Origin of the sequence: Nocardia sp. NPDC057663 (assembly GCF_042799895.1) — a bacterium.
In the GTDB taxonomy this organism is placed as follows: domain Bacteria; phylum Actinomycetota; class Actinomycetes; order Mycobacteriales; family Mycobacteriaceae; genus Nocardia.
Map to the genome: position 1 here is coordinate 554877 of NZ_JBHVHX010000001.1, position 21752 is coordinate 576628.

General features: G+C 71.7%; 3 protein-coding genes. All 3 read right to left on the reverse strand.

The window, feature by feature from the left end; all coding sequences use genetic code 11:
* Nucleotides 1-9: 9 nt before the first annotated feature.
* From ACFVAV_RS02515 to ACFVAV_RS02525, 3 genes are read right to left on the reverse strand one after another with little or no spacing between them, the layout of a single operon-like run.
* Entirely contained in the window at nt 10-225 is a 216-nt protein-coding gene (locus tag ACFVAV_RS02515) for an MbtH family protein (protein ID WP_379028726.1), read from the reverse strand.
* Nucleotides 225-3323 carry an AMP-binding protein gene (locus ACFVAV_RS02520; protein WP_379028728.1) on the reverse strand — a complete coding sequence of 1033 codons (3099 nt, stop codon included), beginning with the start codon at nt 3321-3323 and terminating at the stop codon, nt 225-227. The genes ACFVAV_RS02515 and ACFVAV_RS02520 overlap by 1 nt, the downstream gene beginning before the upstream one ends.
* The gene (locus tag ACFVAV_RS02525; protein WP_379028730.1) at nt 3323-21742 is read right to left on the reverse strand and encodes a non-ribosomal peptide synthase/polyketide synthase; all 18420 of its coding nucleotides are present in this window, start codon (nt 21740-21742) and stop codon (nt 3323-3325) included. Before ACFVAV_RS02525 ends, ACFVAV_RS02520 begins: the two co-directional genes overlap by 1 nt.
* Between the last annotated feature and the right edge of the window lie 10 nt (nt 21743-21752).

The window sequence follows — 21752 nt, forward strand, 5'->3', positions numbered from 1 at the left end:
GACGGAATCTCAGCTCTCGTTGGCCATGGCGGCGATGAGGGAGTTGGGGCGCATGTCGAGCCAGTGGGATTCGACGTAGTGGAGACAGGAAGCGCGGGTGGCGGCGCCGAATGCCACGGTCCAGCCGCCGGGGACGGCGGCGAAGGTGGGCCAGAGGGAGTGTTCGCCTTCGGCGTTGACCAGGACGTAGAACTGGGCGTTCTCGTCGTCGAACGGATTGCTCATCAGATTTTCCTTTCGGCGGGGGTGCTGAGGTCGAAGGAGTCGCTCGGGGCGTCGGGGTCGGCGGTGAGCAGGCCGAGCGCGCGGGAGAAGCGGCGCAGCAGGGTGGCGGCGGTGCGGTCGTCGAAACGGTCGGTGCTGTATTCGATTTCGAGACCGAGGTTGCCGTCGGGATCGGCGTGGGCCGAGACGATGAAGTGCACGCCGTCGGCCACGGTCGATCCGTCGAAGCGCAGGGCGGTGAGTTCGAGACCGGGGATGTCGAACGCGCCGGTGTCGAGGTAGCTCAGTGTCACCTCGCCCAGCGGGCCGGTGACCGCGCACGATTCGCTGGTCGCGGCGGTGGCCGAGGAGACCACGGGATCTGGTTCGGCGCAGAGGATTTCCGCGAGGGTGGTGGCGCCCGCGACCGCGGTGCCTGCCTGCCAGGCGAGCATGACCGTCATCGCGGCCCGGACCACCGCGAACGGCGGGACCGCGTGCCTGCGGGACAATTCGGCGATCCGCGCGCCGATCCCGGCGCCGATCCGGGCTCGCATGCTCGCGCCGCGACCCAGGATCGATTCCAGTGCGCCGGATTTCAGCGCGCCAACGGTACCGAGGCGAACCAATGCCGCGGTGGTGCCGTCGATTTCCCAGCGTGCCAGCTCGCCGGTGCGGAACATGCGTTCCCCGGGGATCCCGAACGGGTTGGACACGAAACGATCGGCGGTCGCGACCGGATCGTCGAGGTATCCGCGGGCGAGTTGCGCGCCGGACAGGTACAGCTCGCCCGCGACGCCAGGGCTGGTGGGCCGTAGGCGCCGGTCGAGCACGTAGACGCGGCGGTTCCATTCGCGGACCCGCACGGCGGGCGGCTCGGGGATGTCGGTGCGCGGTGCGGCGGGATAGGTGAGGGTGACAGTAGCCTCGGCCCGGCCGTAGTCGTGGTGCAGCCGGGCGCTCGTCACCGCACCGAAGGCACGGACCTCGGCCGCGGTGAGCGGCGCACCGAGGACGACGACGCTGCGCAGCGAGGCGATCTCGGCGCGCAGGCCGGCCCGGTGGACGTGCTCGGTGAAGGCGGCGAGCCGCTGCGGAGTGAAGTCGGCCGCGGTCACGCCGTAATCGGCGACCAGGCCGGCTAACCGGACCGGATCGGGTGGTTCGGTGAGGACGACGGTGGCGCCCACCCGCAACGGCAGCACATAGCCGTGCCATTCGGTGACCTCGCCGATGGCCGCCTGATGCAGGTAGACATCACGGCCGGTGAAGGCGTGGCGGCCCTGAACGCCGGTCAGCCGGTGCACCGCGGCGATGTGGCTGATCGTGATGCCCTGGGTCGCGCCGCGCGGATACAGCACGAACGCCGGGTGCTGTGGCAGCACGGGCGCGCGGCGTTCGGCACGGGTGATCGGCTCGTCGGAGTAGTCGGCGAGCGGCACCGCGTCGACGACGACGGCCGGAATGCCGTACAGCGCACCGTGATCGCGCTCGCGCACGGTGAGCACCAACGCGGGGTTCGCGACCGGTGGTAAGACGGCCGGACTCGTCGCGGTGTCGACGGGCACGACGGCTCCGCCCGCCTTGAGGACGGCGTACATCGCGACGACCAGCTCCACCGAGCGCGGAACATCCACGAGCACCGCCGATTCCGGACCGACGCCGAGCGCGGACAGATGCCGGGCCAGCTGGTTGGTGCGCCGGTCCAGATCGCCGTAGGTGATGATCGAGGCCGGGTCACCCGTGCTCGGGGCGTACACGACCGCCGGGTCGAAAGGGGTTGCGGCGGCCTGCGCTTCGAACTCGTCGAGCAGCAGTTCGCCGGGAAGTCCCCCCAGGCGCGGTGCGTCCGTCGCGGGCTGGTCATGGTCGTCGACGCGGCCGACGAACTCCAGTTCCGCGGTCCAGCCGTCGCCCGGCGGCCTGCGGCGCACGAGGTCGCCGGTGGCGAACATCCGATCGTCGACCGGGCCGATCGGGTTGGCCAGGAAGGTCGCCGCGGTCGCCTGCCTGCCGAGGTAGCCGCGCGCCAATTGCACACCGGAGACGTAGAGTTCGCCGACTTCACCGTCGGCGACCGGGCACAGGTGCTCGTCGAGGATCAGCAGTTCGACGTCGTCGGCGGCCGAGCCGAGCGGCACCACCTCGAGGTCGGCGCCGGTGACCTCGTGGGCGAGGACCTCCCCCGCGGTCTCGGGCCTGCCGTAGACGTGCCACAGGGTCGCGCCGCTCACGGCGCGCAGGGCGGCGGCGGTCTTCGCGGGCAGCGGTGCGCCACAGCTGAGCACGATGCGCAGGGAATCGAGGCGCTCTTCGGCATCGGGCAGCGCGGCGAGCGCGGCCAGCTGATCGGGATCGAAACAGGCTGCGGTGACGCCGGTCTCGGCGATCGAGCGAGCCAGGGAGTCCCCCGTAGGGAGGACGAGGGTGGCGCCGGTCTGCAGGGCGAGCAGCATCTCCCCCACCGTCGCCTGACAGGTCAGCGGCGCGTGCCAGAGCACGGCGTCACCGGGACCGACGCCGCAGAGCCGCTGCCGCCACACCGAGTTGGCTTGGGCGGCACGATGTCCGACGACGACCGTGCTCGCGGCCGCCACATCGACCACCAGGTAGGCCGGATTGTCGGCGCCCGGCCCCGGTAGCTCGTCGGCCGCGATGTCACCGACGGGTTCGGTGTCGATCGACAGCGCCGGGACACCGTTCGGCTGGGGTGCGCCCGGCGCGGTGATCAGCAGAACGGGCGCGGCCAGCGACACCGTGCGCTGCCGCACGTCGGCGGGGGCGTCCGGGTCGAGCAGGACGAACGCGCCGCCCGCGGCGATCACCGCGTGCACGGCGACGACCAGCTCGGCCGAGCGCGGCAGCGACACCGCGACGGTGGTTTCCGGTCCGACGCCGCCCGCGGCCAGGCAGGCCGCCAGCGCGTCGACCCGTTCGCCGAGCTCGCCGTAGCTGAGCTCGGTCGCACCGTCACGGACCGCGACAGCGTCGGGGTCGTGGCGGAGCTGGGTGGTGAAAGCGGCGAGCAGCGTCGCCGGGTCACGCCTGCGCTCGTCCTCGGGGTCACGTAGCAGCGCGTCGATCGAGACAGCGGCCGTGACCGAATCCGTGTGCGACATCAGAGTTGTCCTTCCGTGTCGTCAGCCGATTCCGACCCGGCGATCACCGCGGCGGCATCGGTCACCAGTGTTTGCAAAGTGGTGGTGAGTCCGGACGCGCCGAGTGCGGCGAGCACGCCGGGCACCAGCCCGGCCAGCGCGACGTTCACCAGCGCTTCGGGTTTCATCGCGGCGCCCATCGCCTTGCTCACGGCGGTGAGCTTGGCGTCGAGGGCTCCGAACGAGATGGCGTGCTCGCCGTGGGCGAATGCCACGGTCGCCGGCGCGAGCCGGGCCGCCGAGCCGACAAGGCCCGGCAGATCGGCAATGGTGTAGGTGCGCGGACGCGGTGTCTGCTCCGCGTCGGTGCGCACGTCGATCGCCCGCACCACCACGGCCGGGTCGGCCGCGACGGCCGCGAGGACCTTGCGGAACCGCTCGGCCAGTACCCGGATGGTTGATGCGTCGAAAAGATCTGTCGCGTAACCGAAGTGCACGTCGAGCCCGTCGAGCGCGCCGTCGGCGGCGTAGCGCTGCAGGGCGGTCAGGTGCAGGTCGAACTTGGCTTCGCCGAGTCCGGGGTCCAGCGTCTGCACGCGCAGCCCGGGTAGCTCGATGCCGCCTGGTGGCATGTTCTGGAAGGTGAGCATCACCTGGAACAGCGGGGTGTAGGCGCCGGAGCGGGCCCGGCCCATGGCATCGACGACCTGCTCGAACGGAACGTCCGCGTGCGCGATGGCGGCGAGGTCGCGCCGCCTGGCCTGGGCGAGCAGGTCGGTGAACGGCGCCCGCGAATCCACTTCGGTGCGCAGCACGACGGTGTTGACGAACATGCCGACCAGGTCGTCGAGTTCGCGGGCGCCACGCCCGGCCACCGGTGCGCCGATGGTGATGTCGGCGCTGCCGGACTGCTTGGCCAGCAGCACCGCCAAGGCGCTGTGCACGAGCGTGAACAGGGTGGTGCCGTTGGCGCGGGCGACCTCGTCGAGACGGCGGGTGAGCTCGGCGTCGACCTCGAACTGCTCGGCCGCACCGCGCATCTCGCGCCGGGTGGCGCGGGGACGGTCGGTCGGCAGCGCGAGCAGTTCGGGCGCACCGGCCAGTTCCCGGGTCCAGTAGGTCAGCTGCTGGGTGAGCACGCTGTCCGGGTCGCTGTCGCCGCCGAGCAGCTCGTGCTGCCAGGCGCTGAAGTCGCTGTACCGGATTTCCAGTGGCGCCCAACCGGGTTCGCGGCCTTCGGTGCGATCGACGTAGGCACGCACCAGGTCCCGGGTGAGCGGAGCGATGGAGTAGCCGTCGGCGCTGATGTGGTGTACCACGACGACGAGGACGTAATCGCCCGCGCCGAGGCGGTAGAGCGCCACCCGGACCGGCGGCGCGGCGGTGATGTCGAACGGCTGCGCGACCAGGGCCGCGATCCTGGCCTCGACATCGGCGGGCGAGACCGGGATCTGGGCCAGCTCGACCGCGGCGGACCAGGCGGGCATCACCTGCTGGACCGGGCCTGCCGCGGTGTCGGGGTAGCGGGTGCGCAGGGTGTCGTGGCGGGCCAGCAGGTCGCCGACCGCCGATTGCAGGGCGGGCAGGTCGAGGTCGCCGGTGAGCCGGATGGCGGCAGGGATGTGGTAGGCCGCCGACTGGGGCGAGAGCTGGTGCAGCACCCACATGCGCTGCTGCGCGGGCGAGAGCACCGCGGGACCGTCGCCGGTGCGCCGGGTCAGCGGCGGACGGGCGACCGAGCGATCGATGCTGCCGAGCCGTTCGGCCAGCGCGGCCACGGTCGGGGCATCGAACACCGCGGCCACCGGCACCTGCGCGCCCAGCGCGGCGCCGAGCCGCGCGGCCAGGCGGGTCGCCATCAGCGAGTTGCCGCCGAGGGCGAAGAAGTCGTCGTCGAGGCCCGCGCCCGCACAGCCGATCACCTCGGCGAAGGTCTGTGCGACCAGCTGTTCGGTCGCGGTGACCGGCGCGCGGAAGGCCGCCTCCGCGAACTCCGGCTCGGGCAGCCGAGCCCGGTCGACCTTGCCGTTGGCGTTGAGCGGCAACGCGTCGAGCACGACCAGTGCCGCGGGCACCATGTACGCGGGCAGCTCGGTGGCGAGTTCGCCCCGCAGCCGGGCTGCGATCGCCGGCTCGTCGCCTGCGGTCAAGTCGGCGACTGCCGCGTACGCGATCAGGCGCGAGCCGGCACGCTCGTCGGTCTTGGCGATTGCGATGGCCGCACGTACTCCGGCACACCGCAGCAGCGCCGTCTCGACCTCGCCGAGCTCGATGCGGAACCCACCGATCTTCACCTGGAAGTCGGCGCGCTCCAGATACTCCAAGGTGCCGTCGGCCCGCCAGCGGACGATGTCGCCGGTGCGGTACATCCGGGAACCGTGACCGCTCGCAGGTTCGACGCCGGCCGAACCTGCGAAACTCTCAGCCGCACCAGCCGACACCGAAGGGAGGGCGCGGTCACCAGTGGCGAAGCTCGGTGCGGTGGAGGTCGCAGCTGTGGTGCTCGCCACGGGGGGCGCGCTCGCCGCAGCATCGGGGTTCTCCACAGCGGTGAAGGTCGCGTTGTCTGTGACCATTCCCGCCGCGGTGGGAGTAGTCGCCGATGTGGGCGACCCGAGGGCGGCGGCAGATTCGACGCCGCGTGCAGGAGCCCTGAACGGGTTGGCGACGAAGCGGTCAGCGGTAAGCGCCTGGCGGCCGTGATAGCCGCGCGCCAGCTGGTCACCGGCCAGGTAGAGCTCACCCGCGACGCCAATGGGCACCGGGCGAAGCCGGGCGTCGAGGACGTAGAGCGCGCTGTTCCAGGCGGGGGTGCCGATCGGCACCACATGCGCGGGGTCCTGCGCCACTTCGTATTCGGTGATGGACACCGCCGCCTCGGTCGGCCCGTACAGGTTGTGCAGGCGGGCCGCGGTGCCACTGGCGCGGAACTGGGTGGCCGTGGAGGCGGGCAGCGCTTCGCCGATGGCGAGCACGGCGCGCAGCGACTCCGGCAGTGCGGGCGCGGTTTCGGCGGCCAGCAGCATGCCGACCAGCGAGGGCACCGCGTGCAGGACCGTCACACCGTGGCGGGTCATGATGGCACGCAGGCGATCCGGGTCGCGCTCGTCGCCGGGGCGGGTGATGATCAGCGCGCCGCCGGAGGTCAGCGGCGACCAGAACTCCCACACCGACAGGTCGAAGGTGGCGGGAGTCTTCAGCAGAACCCGGTCGGTGCCGGTCATGGTGAAGCGGTCGTGCAGCCAGGCCAGCTGGTTGACGATCGCCGCGTGCGGCACGGTGACGCCCTTGGGCAGCCCGGTCGAGCCGGACGTGAAGATCACGTAGGCCGGGTGCTCGGGCCGCAGCGGTGCGATGCGCTCGGTATCGGTGACCGGCTTGTCCGAGAGTCTCTCCAGCGCAAGGTGGTCCAGTTCGAATACCGGCGCGTCCACGGTGATCGGCAGGCCGTCGGCGGCGGTGGTGAGCACGCACAGCGGGGCTGCGGTCGACACGATGTAGGCGATCCGGTCGACCGGGTGATCAGGGTCGATCGGCACATACGCGCCACCCGCCCGCACGACCGCGTGCATGGCGACCACGAGGTCGAGGCCGCGCCGCATGGCCAGCACGACGGTGCGTTCCGGGCCGACGCCTTCGGCGATCAGCAGCCGGGCGATCCGGTTCACGCGAGCATCGAAGGCCGCGTAGTCGAGCGACTCGCCGGTCTCGCCGTCCACCAGGGCGAGGGCGTCGGGGGTCTCCGCGGCCTGGCGCGCGCCGAGATCGGCGAGCGTGGTCCGCTCGACCGGGCGGGCGGTGGCATTCCAGGTGTCGAGCACCAGGGTGCGGTCCGCGCCGAGCAGATCGAGCTCGCCGATGACGGTTTCCGGTGCGGCGGTGACGGATTCGAGTACCCGGCGAAGCTGACCGACGAAGCGTTCGGCGGTGCCCGCGTCGAACAGATCGGTCGCGTAGCCCAGCGCCATCTCGATACCGGCGGGTGCGCCGTCGGCGGTGTAGTGATCGAGGGCGAACAGGTGCAGGTCGAATTGAGCTACACCGGCATCGAATTCGATGTCCGAGACGGTCAGTCCCGGCAGCTCGAGCTGGCCGCGCTCGTGGTTCTGGAACGAGTAGCCGACCTGGAACAGCGGGTGCCGGGCGGTGGAGCGCGCCGGGTTGAGGACCTCGACGAGTCGTTCGAACGGCACGTCGGAATGCGAGAACGCGGCGATGTCGGCGGTGCGGGCGGCGCCGAGCAGTTCGGTGAACGGCGCGTCGGCCGCGACCGGTGTCCGCAGCACCAGCGTGTTGACGAACATGCCGATGACCTCGTCGAGCTCGGCTTCGCCACGCCCGGCGTTGGGGGTGCCGACGGCGATGTCGGCGGTACCCGAGAGGCGAGCCAGCAGGGCGGCGAAGGCCGCGTGCACCACCATGAACAGCGTGGCACCCGCGCCGCGGCCGAGGGCCACGAGCGCGGCGTGCAGGTCGGCGTCGACGGTGAAGCTCACCTTGTCGCCGCGCAGGCTCTGCCGGGCCGGGCGCGGCCGGTCGGTCGGCAGGGTCAGCTGATCGGGCAGTCCGGCCAGCTGGGTCTGCCAGTAGCCGACCTGCTGGGCAGCAACGGATTCCGGGTCGGCTTCGTCGCCGAGCAGCTCACGCTGCCACAGCGCGTAGTCGGCGAACTGCACGGCGGGCGGCGCCCAGCAGGGGGCGGTGTCGGCGAGGCGGGCGGTGTAGGCGCGCATCAGGTCGGCGACGAACGGGGCGATCGAGGAACCGTCTGCGGCGATGTGATGCAGGACGGCGGCGAGCACGAATTCGCCCGTGGTGGTTCCGGCGGGCCCAGTGGCAGCGCTAGCGGCGGCGGCGGTGCTGGCGGCGGCGGTGTGTGACCCCGCAGGGCGCTCGGGAGCATCACCATCGGATACAGCGCTCACCTGGAACAGGCGCAGCCGGACCGGGATCTCGGCGGTGACATCGAAGGTGGTGGCGGCCAGGTCGCGGATCGCGCCGGGCAGTTCGACCTCGGTGACCGTGATCAGCTCGAGCGACGGAACCGCTTCGGCGGCGGTCATGATCGACTGCACCGGCGCGCCGTCGAACTCCGGGTACACGGTCCGCAGCGATTCGTGACGGGCGACCAGATCGGCGACCGCGGCCTGCAGCGCGGCGATATCGAGTTCACCGGACAGGCGCAGCGCGAACGGGATGTTGTAGGCCACCGAGGCCCGGTCGAAGCGGTTCAGGAACCACATCCGCTGCTGCGCGGGCGAGAGCGGCAGCCGCTCGGGACGAGCGCGGCCGACCAGCGCGGGCCGGTCGACCTTCGCCTGCGCGTCCACGGCCGCGGCCAGCTCACCGACCCGCGGCGTCTCGAACAGGGTCCGCACGCCGACCCGCCGGTCCAGCGCCGCGCCGATCCGGGCGACGGCCTTGGCGGCCAGCAGCGAGCTGCCGCCGAGGGCGAAGAAGTCGTCGTCGGCGCCGATCGGCTGATCGTCGGCGGCGGTGCGGCCGAGCACCTCGGCGTAGACAGCCGCGATGATCTCCTCGGTCACCGTGGCCGGCTTGCGGTAGACGGTGGTCTCGAAGACCGGTGCGGGCAGCGCGGCCCGGTCCAGCTTGCCGTTGACGGTCAGCGGGATGCGCTCGACGGGCACGACGGCGGCCGGGAGCATGTGTTCGGGCAGCGTGCGGGCCAGTTCCTGGCGGAGGCCGGCGGCGTCGATGCGCCCGGTGTCCGGACCCGCGACCAGGTAGGCCACGATCCGGGGCTCGTCGACCAGATCGGTGCGCACCAGCACCGCGACCTCGCGCGGAGCCACCGAGCTGTGCAACAGCGCGGCTTCGATCTCGCCGAGTTCGACGCGGAAACCGCGCAGGTTGACCTGTTGGTCGGCGCGGCCGAGGTATTCGAGATCGCCGTCGGCGGTCCAGCGGGCCAGGTCGCCCGAGCGGTAGGCCAGGCTGCCCGGCGCGCCGTACGCGTCGGCGACGAACCGGCTCGCGGTCAGCGCGGGACGAGCCAGGTAGCCGCGCGCCAATTGCGCACCGGAGACATAGATTTCGCCGGGCACCCCGACCGGGACCGGACGCAGGCGCGAATCCAGCACGCGCACAGTCAGTCCCGCGAGCGCGTTGCCGATCACGCTGGCCGAACCGGTGTCCGGGGTGATCTCCCGGTAGGAGGAGTGCACGGTGGTCTCGGTGATGCCGTACATGTTCACCAGGCGCGGCGAGTGCGGATAGCGGGCGAACCAGCCCGACAACCGCTGCGGTTCCAGCGCCTCGCCGCCGAAGATCACCGTGCGCAGCGCGTAGTCGGTGGGAGCAGTATCCGACGGCGCCGCTCCCGAGGACCCTGCGTGGTCACGCTCCGCTACCCTCTCCGGGCCCGCCGCTCGCGACGCAGCGGCCAGATCGGCGGCGATGAGCTGGTAGAACGCCGACGGCGTCTGGTTGAGCACGGTCACCCGCTCGGCGAGCAGCAGCTCACGGAACTGCTCGGGCGAGCGCGAGGTGAAGTAGTCGACCAGGACGATAGAGCCGCCGGTCAGCAGCGCGCCCCACAGTTCCCACACCGAGAAGTCGAAGGCGTAGGAGTGGAACATCGTCCACACGTCCGACGGGCCGAAGCCGAAGTGGCGTGCGCTGTTGTCCAGCAACGCGAGCACGTTCGTGTGCGGGATCACCACGCCCTTGGGGCGGCCGGTGGAGCCGGAGGTGTAGATGACGTAGGCGGTGTTCGCCGGGGTCAGCGGCGCGCGGCGGTCCGCGTCGGTCAGCGGTGCGACCGAGTAGCCGCTCAGGGTGTCGGCGGCGGGGTCGAGCACCGGGCCACCGAACCAGTCACGGGCCAGTCCGGTGCCGGCGTTGGCGATCGCGCACAGCGGACGGGCGTCGTCGAGGACGTACTCGATGCGGTCGGCCGGGTAGTTCGGGTCGATCGGCAGGTAGCCGCCGCCCGCCTTGAGCACGGCCAGCAGCGCGACGGCCAGTTCCACCGAACGCGGAAGGGCCACGGCCACTAGCGTTTCCGGGCCGACGCCTGCCCCGGCGAGACGCCGGGCCAGCCGGTTGGACCAGGCGTCGAGCTCACCGTAGGTGAGGGCGCTGCGACCTGCCTTCACGGCGACGGCATGCGGGCTCGCCGCGGCGACCTGGGCGAACCGGTCCAGCATGGTCTCGGTGCCCGAGGTCACCGAGCTGCCGGTGGTGGCCCAGTCGTGCAGGGTGCGCTGCTGCTCCTCGGCGCTGAGCAGCTGGATGTCACCGACCACGACGGTCGGGTCGGCGACGACGGCGGCCAGCACCTGGGTGAACCGGCGGGCCAGCACCGCGATGCTGCCCGCGTCGAACAGGTCGGTGGCGTAGGCGATCTCGATGGCCATGCCGTCCGCACGGCCGTCGACGTCGTCGGTTTCGCGGACGGTGAACTGCAGGTCGAACTTGGCGACCGCGGCGTCGAAGTCGACGGGCGCGACCTGCAGCCCGGCGGCCTCGAGTGCGGGCACCGTGAAGTTCTGCAGGACCAGCGCCACCTGGAACAGCGGGTGACGGTTGCGGGATCGGGCCGGGTCCACCGCGTCGACGATCTGCTCGAACGGGATGTCGGCGTGGGAAAGAGCGTCGAGGTCACCGGCGCGCACGGCGTCGAGGGTGGTCTCGAATTCGGCGCGCGGATCGATCTGGCTGCGCAGCACGAGGGTGTTGACGAACATGCCGATCAGCCCGTCGAGCGCGGCCTCACCGCGGCCCGCGACGGGGGTGCCGATGGCGATGTCGCTGCCGCCGGAGAGCCGGGACAGCAGCACCGCCAGCGCCGCGTGCACGGTGCTGAACAGGGTGGCCTCGTGCTTGCGGGCCAGTTCACGCAGTTCGCTGTGCAGATCGGAGTCGATCTGGAACCGGTGCACGCCGCCGCGGAAGCTGGACTCGGCGGGGCGGGGGCGGTCGGTCGGCAGCTCCAGTTGCTCCGGCAGGCCGGCCAGGCCGCGCCGCCAGAAGGCGAGCTGGGTGTGCGCGAGGGAGGTGGGATCGGTTGCCTCGCCGAGATTCTCGTCCTGCCAGAGCGCGTAGTCGGCGTACTGGATCGGCAGTGGCGACCAAGCGGGGGCGGTGCCGTCGCGGCGCGCGGCGTAGGCGGTCATCAGGTCGGCGGCCAGCGGGCCGAGCGAGAAGCCGTCGGCGGCGATGTGATGGACCACCAGCACGAGGACGTGCTCGTCGGCAACGGCGAACAGCGCGGCGCGCAGCGGGATTTCGGTAGTGAGATCGAATCTGATTGCGGCGCAAGACAACAGGCACTCGGGCAGCTCAGCCTCGGTGATCGGCTCGGGCCGCAGCCCGAGGCGTGCGGTGCCGGCGATCAGCTGCTCGGCGCCCTCCGGGCCGTCCGGGTAGCTGGTGCGCAGGGTTTCGTGCCGGTCGACCACGTCGGCGAGGGCCGCTTCGAGCGCGGCGATATCGAGGTCACCGGACAGTCGCAGCGCGACCGGGATGTTGTCGACAGCGTCGCCGGGACCGTCGGCATCGGCGAGGTAGCGGTTGAGAAACCACATCCGGCGCTGGGCCGCCGAGAGCGGAATGCGCTGCGGACGTTCGCGAATGGTGAGCGGGAGGCGACGGCCCGTGCCGCGCAGCGCGACGCACCGTTCGGCCAGGGCGGCCACGGTCGGCGCGTCGAACAGCAGCCGCACCGGCACCTGGGTGTCGAGGGCGGCGCCGAGGCGGGCCGCCACCTGGGTGGCGTTGAGCGAGTTGCCGCCGAGGGCGAAGAAGTCGTCGTCGAGGCCGACTTCCCGGTCGGCCGGGAAACCGAGCACGGTGGCGAAGGTGGTCGCCACGATCCGCTCCACCTCGGTGACCGGGGCGCGGAACACGGCGGCTTCGAAGACCGGCTCGGGCAGTGCCTTGCGGTCCAGCTTGCCGGAAGCGTTGAGCGGGAACGCGTCGAGTTCGACGAACGCCGCGGGGACCATGTAGGCGGGCAGCGTGCGGGTGAGCGCGACCCGCACCGCGTCGACGTCGAGATCCGCCGCCGCGACGAGGTAGGCCACCAGCAGGTCGTCGCGGACGACGACCGCCGCCTGCGCGACCTCGGCCAGCCCGGCCAGCGCGGCCTCGACCTCGCCTAGCTCGATCCGCAGACCGCGCAGCTTCACCTGGAAGTCGGTGCGGCCCAGGTACTCCAGTTCACCGTCGGCCGTCCAGGCGACCAGGTCACCGGTGCGGTACATGCGCGAGCCCACCCCGGGGCGGTCGACCGGTTGGGGCACGCCGGCGGTGTGTGACGGACCCTCACCAGACGCTGCGAACGGGTCGGCGACAAAACGGTCGGCGGTCAGGTCGACGCGACCCGCGTAGCCGCGGGCGAGCTGGGCGCCGCCGAGGTAGAGCTCGCCGGGGACGCCCACCGGGACCGGCCGCAACCGCTGGTCGAGCACGTAGACACGGGTGTTGTGGACCGGCTCACCGATCGGCACGGTGAGCACATCGGCATCGACGACCTCGTGGAACGTGACGTCGACCGCCGCCTCGGTCGGGCCGTACAGGTTATGCACAGCCGTACCGGTAAGCCGGCGCAGCAGCTGGGCGGGCGCGGGCGGAAGCGCCTCGCCGGACGCGAACACCATGCGCAGCGAAGCGCAGCGTCCGGCCACCATGCCTGGCACGCCGGCAGCGGGAACACTCGCCGAAGCTCCGCCTGAGACGGTACCCGTGTCGCCGACGCTCCCGGTGGATGCCGCGTCGAGTGCGGCCACGAATACCGACAGCATGGACGGCACGAAATGGGCGACGGTGACAGCCTGGCGGTCGATCAAGTCGGCCAGGTAGGCCGGATCACGATGACCGTCGGGCCGGGCAAGCACTAGCCGGGCGCCGATCTGCAAGGGCCAGAAGAACTCCCACACCGAGACGTCGAAGGTGGCCGGGGTCTTCTGCAGCACGGTGTCGGCGGCGGTGAGGCGGTAGGCGTCCTGCATCCACACCAGGCGGTTGACGATCGCGGCGTGCGAGACGACGACGCCCTTGGGCTTGCCGGTCGAGCCGGAGGTGAAGATCAGGTAGGCGGCATCGGCCGAGGTGAGGGTGGCGAGGCGGTCGGCATCGGTGATCGGCTCGGCCGAGTAGTCGGCGGTGTCGAGCTGTTCGAAGTCGAGCACGGGAACCGCAGTCGTCGCGGGAAGGTCGAGTTCGTCGATCGCGCGGGTCAGCACACACACCGGGTCCGCCGCGTCGATGACGTGGGCGACACGCTCGGCCGGGTGCTCCGGGTCCAGCGGCACGTAGGCGCCGCCCGCGGCGAGCACCGCGTACATCGCGACGACCAGGTCGGGCGACCGGCGCATGCCGAGGGCCACGGTGCGGTCCGGCCGGACGCCGATCGAGATCAGCAGGCGCGCGAGCCGGTTGACCCGCTCGGCGAAGTCGAAATAAGTCAGCGTCACAGCGTGACTCGATGAGGGGTGGTGGTCGGGCGACGGGTTGGCCGGTGATTCGCCCTCGAAGGTCAGCGCGGTCGCGCCCGGCGTGCGCGCTGCCTGGGCCGCGAACAGCGACACCAAGGTCATCGACTCGTCGACCGGGTACGCGGTGGCATTCCAGGTGTCGAGGATGCGGGTGCGCTCCGCGGCGCCGAGGAGGTCGATGTCGCCGATCACGACGCTGGGATCGGTGGTCACCGCATCCAGCACCCGCAGCAGGCGGGTGCCGAAATCTGTGACGGTCTGCGGGTCGAACAGGTCGGTGGCGTACTCGAAGCGGGCGAGCAGGCCGTCGGCGGTTTCGCGCAGGGTCAGCTGGAGGTCGAATTTGGCCGTGTAGGTATCGATCTCGATTTCGGCGGCGGTCAGGCCCGCCAGTTCCAGCTCGGTCTGGGAGTTGTTCTGGAAGTCGAGCATCACCTGGAACAGCGGGTGCCGGGCGGTGGAGCGCTCGGGGTTGAGCGCTTCGACGAGCCGGTCGAAGGTGACGTCGGTGTTGGCCAGGGCGCGCAGGTCACCGTCGCGGACGGTGCCGACGAGTTCGGCGAAGGTGGCGCCGGGACGGACCTGAGTGCGCAGTACGAGGGTGTTGACGAACATGCCGACGAGCTCGTCGAGCGCCTGATCGCCACGGCCCGCGACGGGGGTGCCGATCGAGATGTCTTGCTGGCCGGACAGTTTCGCCAGGGTGGCGGCGAAGGTGGCGTGCAGCACCATGAACAGTGAGGCATGGGTGTCGGCGGCTAGGGCGCGCAGCCGATCGGTGATCGCGGCGGGCACGGCGAAGGTGTGGCGGGCGCCGCGTCCCGAGGCGACCGCGGGGCGTGGACGATCGGCGGGCAGGGCGAGCAGGTCGGGGAGGTCGGCGAGTTCCGTTGTCCAGAAATCGATCTGGCGCGCCATCGGCGAGCCCGGATCGTCCTCGGCGCCGAGCGCGGCGCGCTGCCACAGGGCGAAATCGGCGTACTGCACCGGCAGCGGAGTCCACCGGGGCGCGGTGCCTGCGAGGTGGGCGGCGTAGGCCACCATCACGTCGCGGGTCAGCGGGGCCACCGACCAGCCGTCGGCGGCGATGTGGTGCAGCACCAGGACCAGGACGTGCTCGTCGGCGGCGGTGCGCAGCAGGTGCAGGCGCACCGGTGGTTCCTGATCCACCGCGAAGGGCACGGCGGCGACGGCGCGAATCCGGTCGCCGAGCGTGGCCGGGTCGACGGGTTCGGGCTCGAGCGTGATCGTCAGCTGTTCGGCGGCGAGCACCTGCTGGAAGGGAATGCCGTCGACGGCCGGGTAGCGGGTGCGCAGCGCCTCGTGGCGGGCGAACACCGCGGCGACCGCGGCGGTCATGGCGGCGTGGTCGAGCGTGCCGGTCAGGCGGATGGCGGCGGCGATATTGTCGGCCACCGAATCCGCGTCGAACTGGTTGAGGAACCACATGCGCTGCTGGGCATAGGACAGTGGAATCCGTTGCGGCCGTTCCCCTGCCACCAGCGGCAGCCGAGTCGCAACCGTCTCCCCCGCACCGAGCCGAGCGGCGAGCGCGGTGACCGTCGGCGCCTCGAACAGCACCTTCAGCGACACCGTCACACCGAGCGCGGCGCCGAGGCGCGCGACCACCTGGGTGGCGACCAGCGAGTTGCCGCCGAGCGCGAAGAAGTCGTCGTCGGCGCCGACCTGCTCCACCCCGAGCACCTCACCGAACACCCGCGCCACCACGGTCTCGGCACCCGCGGCGGGCGCACGGAACGCGCGGGCGGCGAACACCGGCTCGGGCAGCGCGCGCCGGTCGAGCTTGCCGTTCGGGGTGAGCGGCAGCGCGTCGATCACGACGAACGCCGACGGCACCATGTGCGCGGCGAGCGAGCCACGCAGCGCGGCCTCGATCGCCTCGACATCGATTCCGGCGAACTCCACTGCTTCTCGCGCTTCGGCGGCCGCGCGCGGATCGGCAGCGAGGGCGTTGGCCGGAACCAGGTAGGCGACCAACTGGTCACCGCGGTGCGCGTCGGCGCGCACCAGCACGACCGCCTGGCGCACCGACGGCTGTGCGAGCAGCGCGGTCTCGATCTCGCCCAGTTCGATCCGGAAGCCGCGGAGCTTCACCTGGTCGTCGTTGCGGCCCAGGTACTCGAGGCTGCCCTCGGCGGTCCAGCGGACCAAGTCACCCGTGCGGTACATGCGTACACCCGGCTCCCACGGGCAGGCGACGAAGCGGCCTGCGGTGAGCGCGGCGCGGCTGCGGTAGCCGCGGGCCACCTGCGCGCCCGCGACATACAGCTCGCCTGCCACGCCGGCGGGGACCGGCTGCAACCGGTCGTCGAGGACCCACTGGGCGATGCCGCGCAGCGGGGTGCCGAGGGTCAGTGGCGCGTTCGCGGACAGCGGGGCGCTGATATTGGTGGCGACCGTCGTCTCGGACGGGCCGTAGGCGTTGACGAACGCGCGGGGCACGGTGCCCTCGGTCCAGCGGGCGACCAGGTCGGGCGGGCAGGCCTCGCCGCCGACCATCACCATGCGCAGGTCGTCGAGCTGCGCGGGATCGAGCACCGCCAGACCCGACGGCGTCATCAGCGCGTGGGTGACCTTCTCCGCGGCGAGCAGCTGCGCCAGGTCGGCGCCCACGTGGCGGCCCATCGGCGCGATCACCAGGGTGGCGGCGGAGTTCACCGCGAGCAGCAGTTCCATCACGGAGATGTCGAACGAGGGCGACCCGACCTGCAGCACCCGCGCGTCGGGGGTGCCGAACATGCGGTCGGTCTCCTCGGCGGCGAACCCGGCGATACCTGCCTGGGTCACCAGCACGCCCTTGGGCAGACCGGTGGAACCGGAGGTGTAGATGACGTAGGCCAGATGCTGGGCGCGCAGCGGGCGCACCCGGTCGGCGTCGGTGACCGGACCGCTGGAGCGGGCGGCGCAGTCGGCCATCAGCTTCAGTTCGTCGAGGACCAGCCAGCCGGTGGGGCCGGGCAGCGCGGCCTGCGACTCGGACACCGTAAGACCCACTCGCGCACCGGAATCGGTGACCATGTGGGTGATCCGATCGAGCGGGTAGCTCGGGTCGACGGGCAGCCAGGCGGCGCCGGCCTTGACGATCGCCCACACGGCGAGCACCGACTCAACGGAACGCGGAATCCCCACCGCGACAGTGTCGTCGGGGCCGACGCCGCCGTCGATGAGTACCCGTGCCAGGCGCGAGGACGCCCGGTCGAGTTCCCGGTAGGTGAGGCTGCGTTCGCCGTCGGTGACCGCGACCCGATCCTGGTCGGCCGCGACAGCGGCCGCGAGGAGGTCGGGGAGCAGACCGGTGGCGGTGACGGGTGCGCCGCGCATGCCGGTGAGGCGGGCCAGTTCGGCCGCCGACAGCAGCGGCAGATCGCCGACCGGCGTCTCGGGCGCGGCCACGGCCGCGGCGAGCAGACGCACGAAACGCGCGCCGAGGTCGACGATCTCGGCGTCGTCGAACAGGTCGGTGGCGTAGAGGACGACGGCCTCGATGCCCGCGGGTTCGCCTGCGGCGCCGCGTTGTTCGGCGAGGGTGAGCTGCAGGTCGAACTTGGTGATGTCGAGTTCGATCTCGTGCACCGTCACCGGGGTGCCGCCGAGTTCGAAGCTGGTGTCGAGTCCGGCCTGGAAGTTCAGCGCCACCTGGAACAGCGGATGCCTGGCCTGCGAACGGGCCGGGTTCACCACGTCGACCAGCCGGTCGAACGGGACCGTGGCGTGTGCGAAGGCGGCCAGGTCGGTCTCGCGGGTGTGTTCCAGCGCCGCGGCGAAGCTCGCGGCCGGGTCGACCTCGGTGCGCAGCACGAGGGTGTTGACGAACATGCCGATCAGGTCGTCGATGGCCCGGTCGCCACGGCCGGCGACGCCGGTACCGATCGCGATGTCGGTGGTGCCGCCGAGCCGGGCCAGCAGCACGGCCAGCGCCGTGTGCAGCACCATGAACAGCGACGCGCCCGCCTGGCCGGCCAGCTCGGACAGCTGCCGGTGCAGACCCGCGCCGATCGTGAAGCCGGTCCGGGCGCCGCGCATGCTCGGCTCCACCGGACGCGGCCGCGCCGACGGGAGTTCCAGCTGATCGGGCAGCCCGGCCAGAGTCCGCTCCCAGAAAGCGATTTCCCGCGAGGACAGTGACTGCGGATCGGTTTCCGCGCCGAGCAGTTCCCGCTGCCACAGGGCGTAGTCGGCGTACTGCACACTCAGCGGCGCCCAGCCGGGTTCGATGCCCGCGGTGGCCGCCTGATAGGCGGTGAGCACATCGCGCACCAGCACCCGCAGCGAAACACCGTCGGCCGCGATGTGATGCAGCACGATCGCGAGCGCGCACTCGTACGGTTCATCCGCGACGACGAAGATGTGCGCGCGGAACGGCGCCTCGCGTTCGAGATCGAAACCGGCGCAGGCGAATCGGGCGAGTTCGGCGTCCAGCTCGGCGGCCGCGACCGTAGTCGGCTCACCGATCCGCACGATCCCGGCGTCACACACGACCTGCTCGGCCACCTCGCCACCGGGCACGTCCACCGCGGGGAAGACAGTGCGCAGCGCCTCGTGCCGTCCGGCGACGGCGGTGAGCGCGTCGACGAGCGCCGACAGATTCGCGGTCCCGCGCATCCGGACCACGAACGGCATGTTGTAGCCGGGAGCCGACGGGTCGAACCGATTGAGGAACCAGATCCGCTGCTGCGCGGGCGAGAGCGGGATCAGCGCGGGACGCGGACGTGCCGCCAGCACCGGCAGCTGAGCCGAGACCCCGGCATCGGCGCGCTCGGCGATCGCGACGGCCAGCCGGGCCGGGGTGGTCGCGCCGAACAGATCACGCACCCCGAGCCGGCAGCCGAGGTCGGCGCCGAGCCGGGCCGCCACCTGGGTCGCGACCAGGCTGTTGCCACCCAGGGCGAAGAAATCGTCGTCGCGGCCGACCCGGTCGAGCCCGAGGACCTCGCCGAACACCCCGGCCACCGTCTGCTCCACCGGGCCGACCGGCGCGGCGTAGGCGACGACGGTGCGGGCGGGCGCGGGCAGCGCCCTGCGATCCAGCTTGCCGGAGGCGTTCACCGGCAGGGCGTCGAGCAGCACGAACGCGGCGGGCACCATGTACCCGGGCAGCGCGCGCAGCGCCGCCTCCCGCAGCTGCTCCATCGCGACCGTGCCCGGCTCGGCTTCCACCACATACGCGACGAGCTGTTCGCCGACGCCGGAGTCACTGCGGACGACGACCACCGCGCGCACCGCGCCCTCGACGCCTTCCAGCACGGCCTCGATCTCGCCGAGCTCGATCCGCAGACCACGCAGCTTCACCTGGAAGTCGGTGCGGCCCAAGTACTCCAGTTCGCCATTGGTCGTCCAGCGCACCAGGTCACCGGTGCGGTACATCCGCGCGCCCGGCGCGGTGCGGTCGGCGACGAAGCGCCCCGAGGTGAGCTCGGGACGTCCGACATAACCCCGGGCGAGCTGTACCCCCGACAGATACAGCTCACCCGGAGCCCCGACCGGTACCGGCCGCAGCCGCGAGTCGAGAACATGGAGCCGGGTGTTGAACACCGGCGCGCCGATCGGCACCGTGACCCGGTCGGCGTCGTTCACCTCGTGGAAGGTGACATCGACGGCGGTCTCGGTCGGCCCGTAGAGATTGTGCAGCCGCGCTCCGGTGAGCAGCCGCAGCCGCTGCGCCAGTGCAGCGGGCAGTGCCTCGCCGGAGGCGAAGACCAACCGCAACGATGTGCGCTCGGCGATTTCCTGCTGGGCGAGAAAGGCTTCCAGCATAGATGGTACGAAATGCGCGACCGTGACGCCGTCTTCGGCGATCACCCGGCGCAGGTAGCCCGGATCACGGTGGCCGTCGGGCTCGGCGAGCAACAGAGTCGCACCGATCTGCAAGGGCCAGAAGAACTCCCACACCGAGACATCGAAGGCCATCGGGGTCTTCTGCAGCACCACGTCGATGCCGTGCAGCCGGTAGGAGTGCTGCATCCACACCAGCCGGTTGACGATCGCGGCGTGCTCGACCGCGACACCCTTGGGCAGACCGGTGGAGCCGGAGGTGAAGATGACGTAGGCGGGATGACCGGGGCGCAGCGGCGCGGTGCGCTCGGCGTCGGTCAGTGGGGCGTCGGCGTAGCCGGTGAGATCGAGGGCGTCCACGACCAGCACCGGCAGCGCGCCGGCGCCGGGCGCACCGTCGCGGGTGGTGGTGAGGACGGCGGCCGGTGCGGCGGTGCCGAGGATGTGCGCGATGCGCTCGGCCGGATGATCCGGGTCGATCGGCACGTACGCCGCGCCCGCGGCGAGCACCGCGTACATCGCGACGACCAGGTCGGTGGAACGCCGAATGCTCAGCGCCACCAGCGATTCCGGTCCGATGCCGTCGGCGCGCAGGCGCCGGGCCAGCCGGTTGACCCGCTGTGCCAGCTCGCGGTAGGTCAGGGTCGCCTGGTCGTCGCCCGCCATCCGCACCGCGACGGCGCCGGGTGTGCGGGCGACCTGGGCTTCGAACAGCGCGGGCAGCGTCGCCCCGGCCACGGAGCGCTCGGCCAGCGCGGCCTCGACGTCGAAGGTCGTCGCGTTCCAGATCTTGGTGCTGACCTCCAGCTCCAGCTCGGTCGCCACCTCGATGGCGGCGATCGAGGTGTCCAGGTCGGCGGCCGAGAGGCGCTCGAGGAAACCGAGGAACCGGCTGTGGTGCCTGGCCAGCGTGTCGGCGTCGTAGAGGTTGGGGTTGGCCTCGAAGTCGACGTGCACGCGATCGCGGTCGCCGTAGTAGACGTTGAGGCTCAGGTCCTCGATCGGGCCGGTGGACAGCACCCGGTACCGGCCGGTGGTGGTGCCGAGCGTGAGATCGCTGCGGAAGAGCATGAAGTTGGCGAGCGGGCCGTACAGCGCGCGCCGGGCGGGGCGGCCGTCGTCCTCGGCGTCGCGGCGGATGTCCTCGGCGCGGTACCGCTGATGCCGCAGCGCACCGGCCACCTCCACCCGCGCGGCGCGCAGCAGCTCACCCCAGGTGGTGGTGGCGCCCGCGGCGCCGGTGGGCAGGCGCAGCGGCACGATATTGGACAGCATGCCCGCCGAGCGGCGCATCACCGCGGTGGTGCGGGCGGTGACGGGCAGGCTCAGCACCGCGTCCGGGCGGTCGGTGAGCCGGCCGAGGTAGGCGGCGAAGGCGGCGAGCAGCACCGCCGAGATGGTCGAATCATCGCTGGCCGCAATGGTTTCCAGCCGCTCGACCAGCTTCTCCGACAGGCGTCCGCCGGTCACCAGGTTGATCGCGGCGCGCGGGGCGGTGCGGCTGTCGAGCCCGGTCGGGCTGTCCAGGCCCGCGATGCGCTGGGCCCAGTGTTCGCGATCGCCCGCGAACCGGGTGCTCTCGCGGTAGCGCTGTTCGCCCTCGACCAGTTCGGCCAGGTCACCCGGCACGACCTCGCGCGGCGGCGTGCCGAGCATGCGCGCGGTGTAGAGCTCGGCGATGCGCTGGGAGTTGGTGAAAGCGCCGTAGCCGTCGAGCACGATGTGGTGTCCGCGCAGGTACCAGAACCAGCGCGCCTCGCCGACCCGCAGCACCGCACCCGCCACCAGCCGGTCGGTGAGCAGATCGATCGGGGCGCCGAATTCCGCGCGCATCCACTCGTGCGCGGCGGCGACCGGGTCGTCGTGGTGGCGCAGATCGATCAGCGGCAGCTCGGTCTCGACCGGGATGGTGTGGTCGACAACCTGGTACGGAACGCCGTCGGATTCGCCGATGCGCACCAGCGGGGAGCCGTAGGCGTGCGCCGCCTCGGCCGTGACCTGTTGCAGCACAGCGGCATCCAGCTCGCCGGTGATGTCGACGTACTGGGCGATGGTGATCGGGACGTCGGGGTCGAGCAGCTGTGCGTACCAGACACCCAGCTGGGCGGGGGTCAGCGGAAACGGCGCCGACGCGGCCTCCGCTTCCTGTGGTCGCGCGCTGAACCCACCCAACTCCGTACCGTGCACCAGAGCCTCC

Excerpts from the sequence above, each read along its gene's own strand:
- ACFVAV_RS02515 (WP_379028726.1), bottom strand. The coding sequence starts at position 225 with ATGAGCAATCCGTTCGACGACGAGAACGCCCAGTTCTACGTCCTGGTC.
- ACFVAV_RS02520 (WP_379028728.1), bottom strand. The coding sequence starts at position 3,323 with ATGTCGCACACGGATTCGGTCACGGCCGCTGTCTCGATCGACGCGCTG.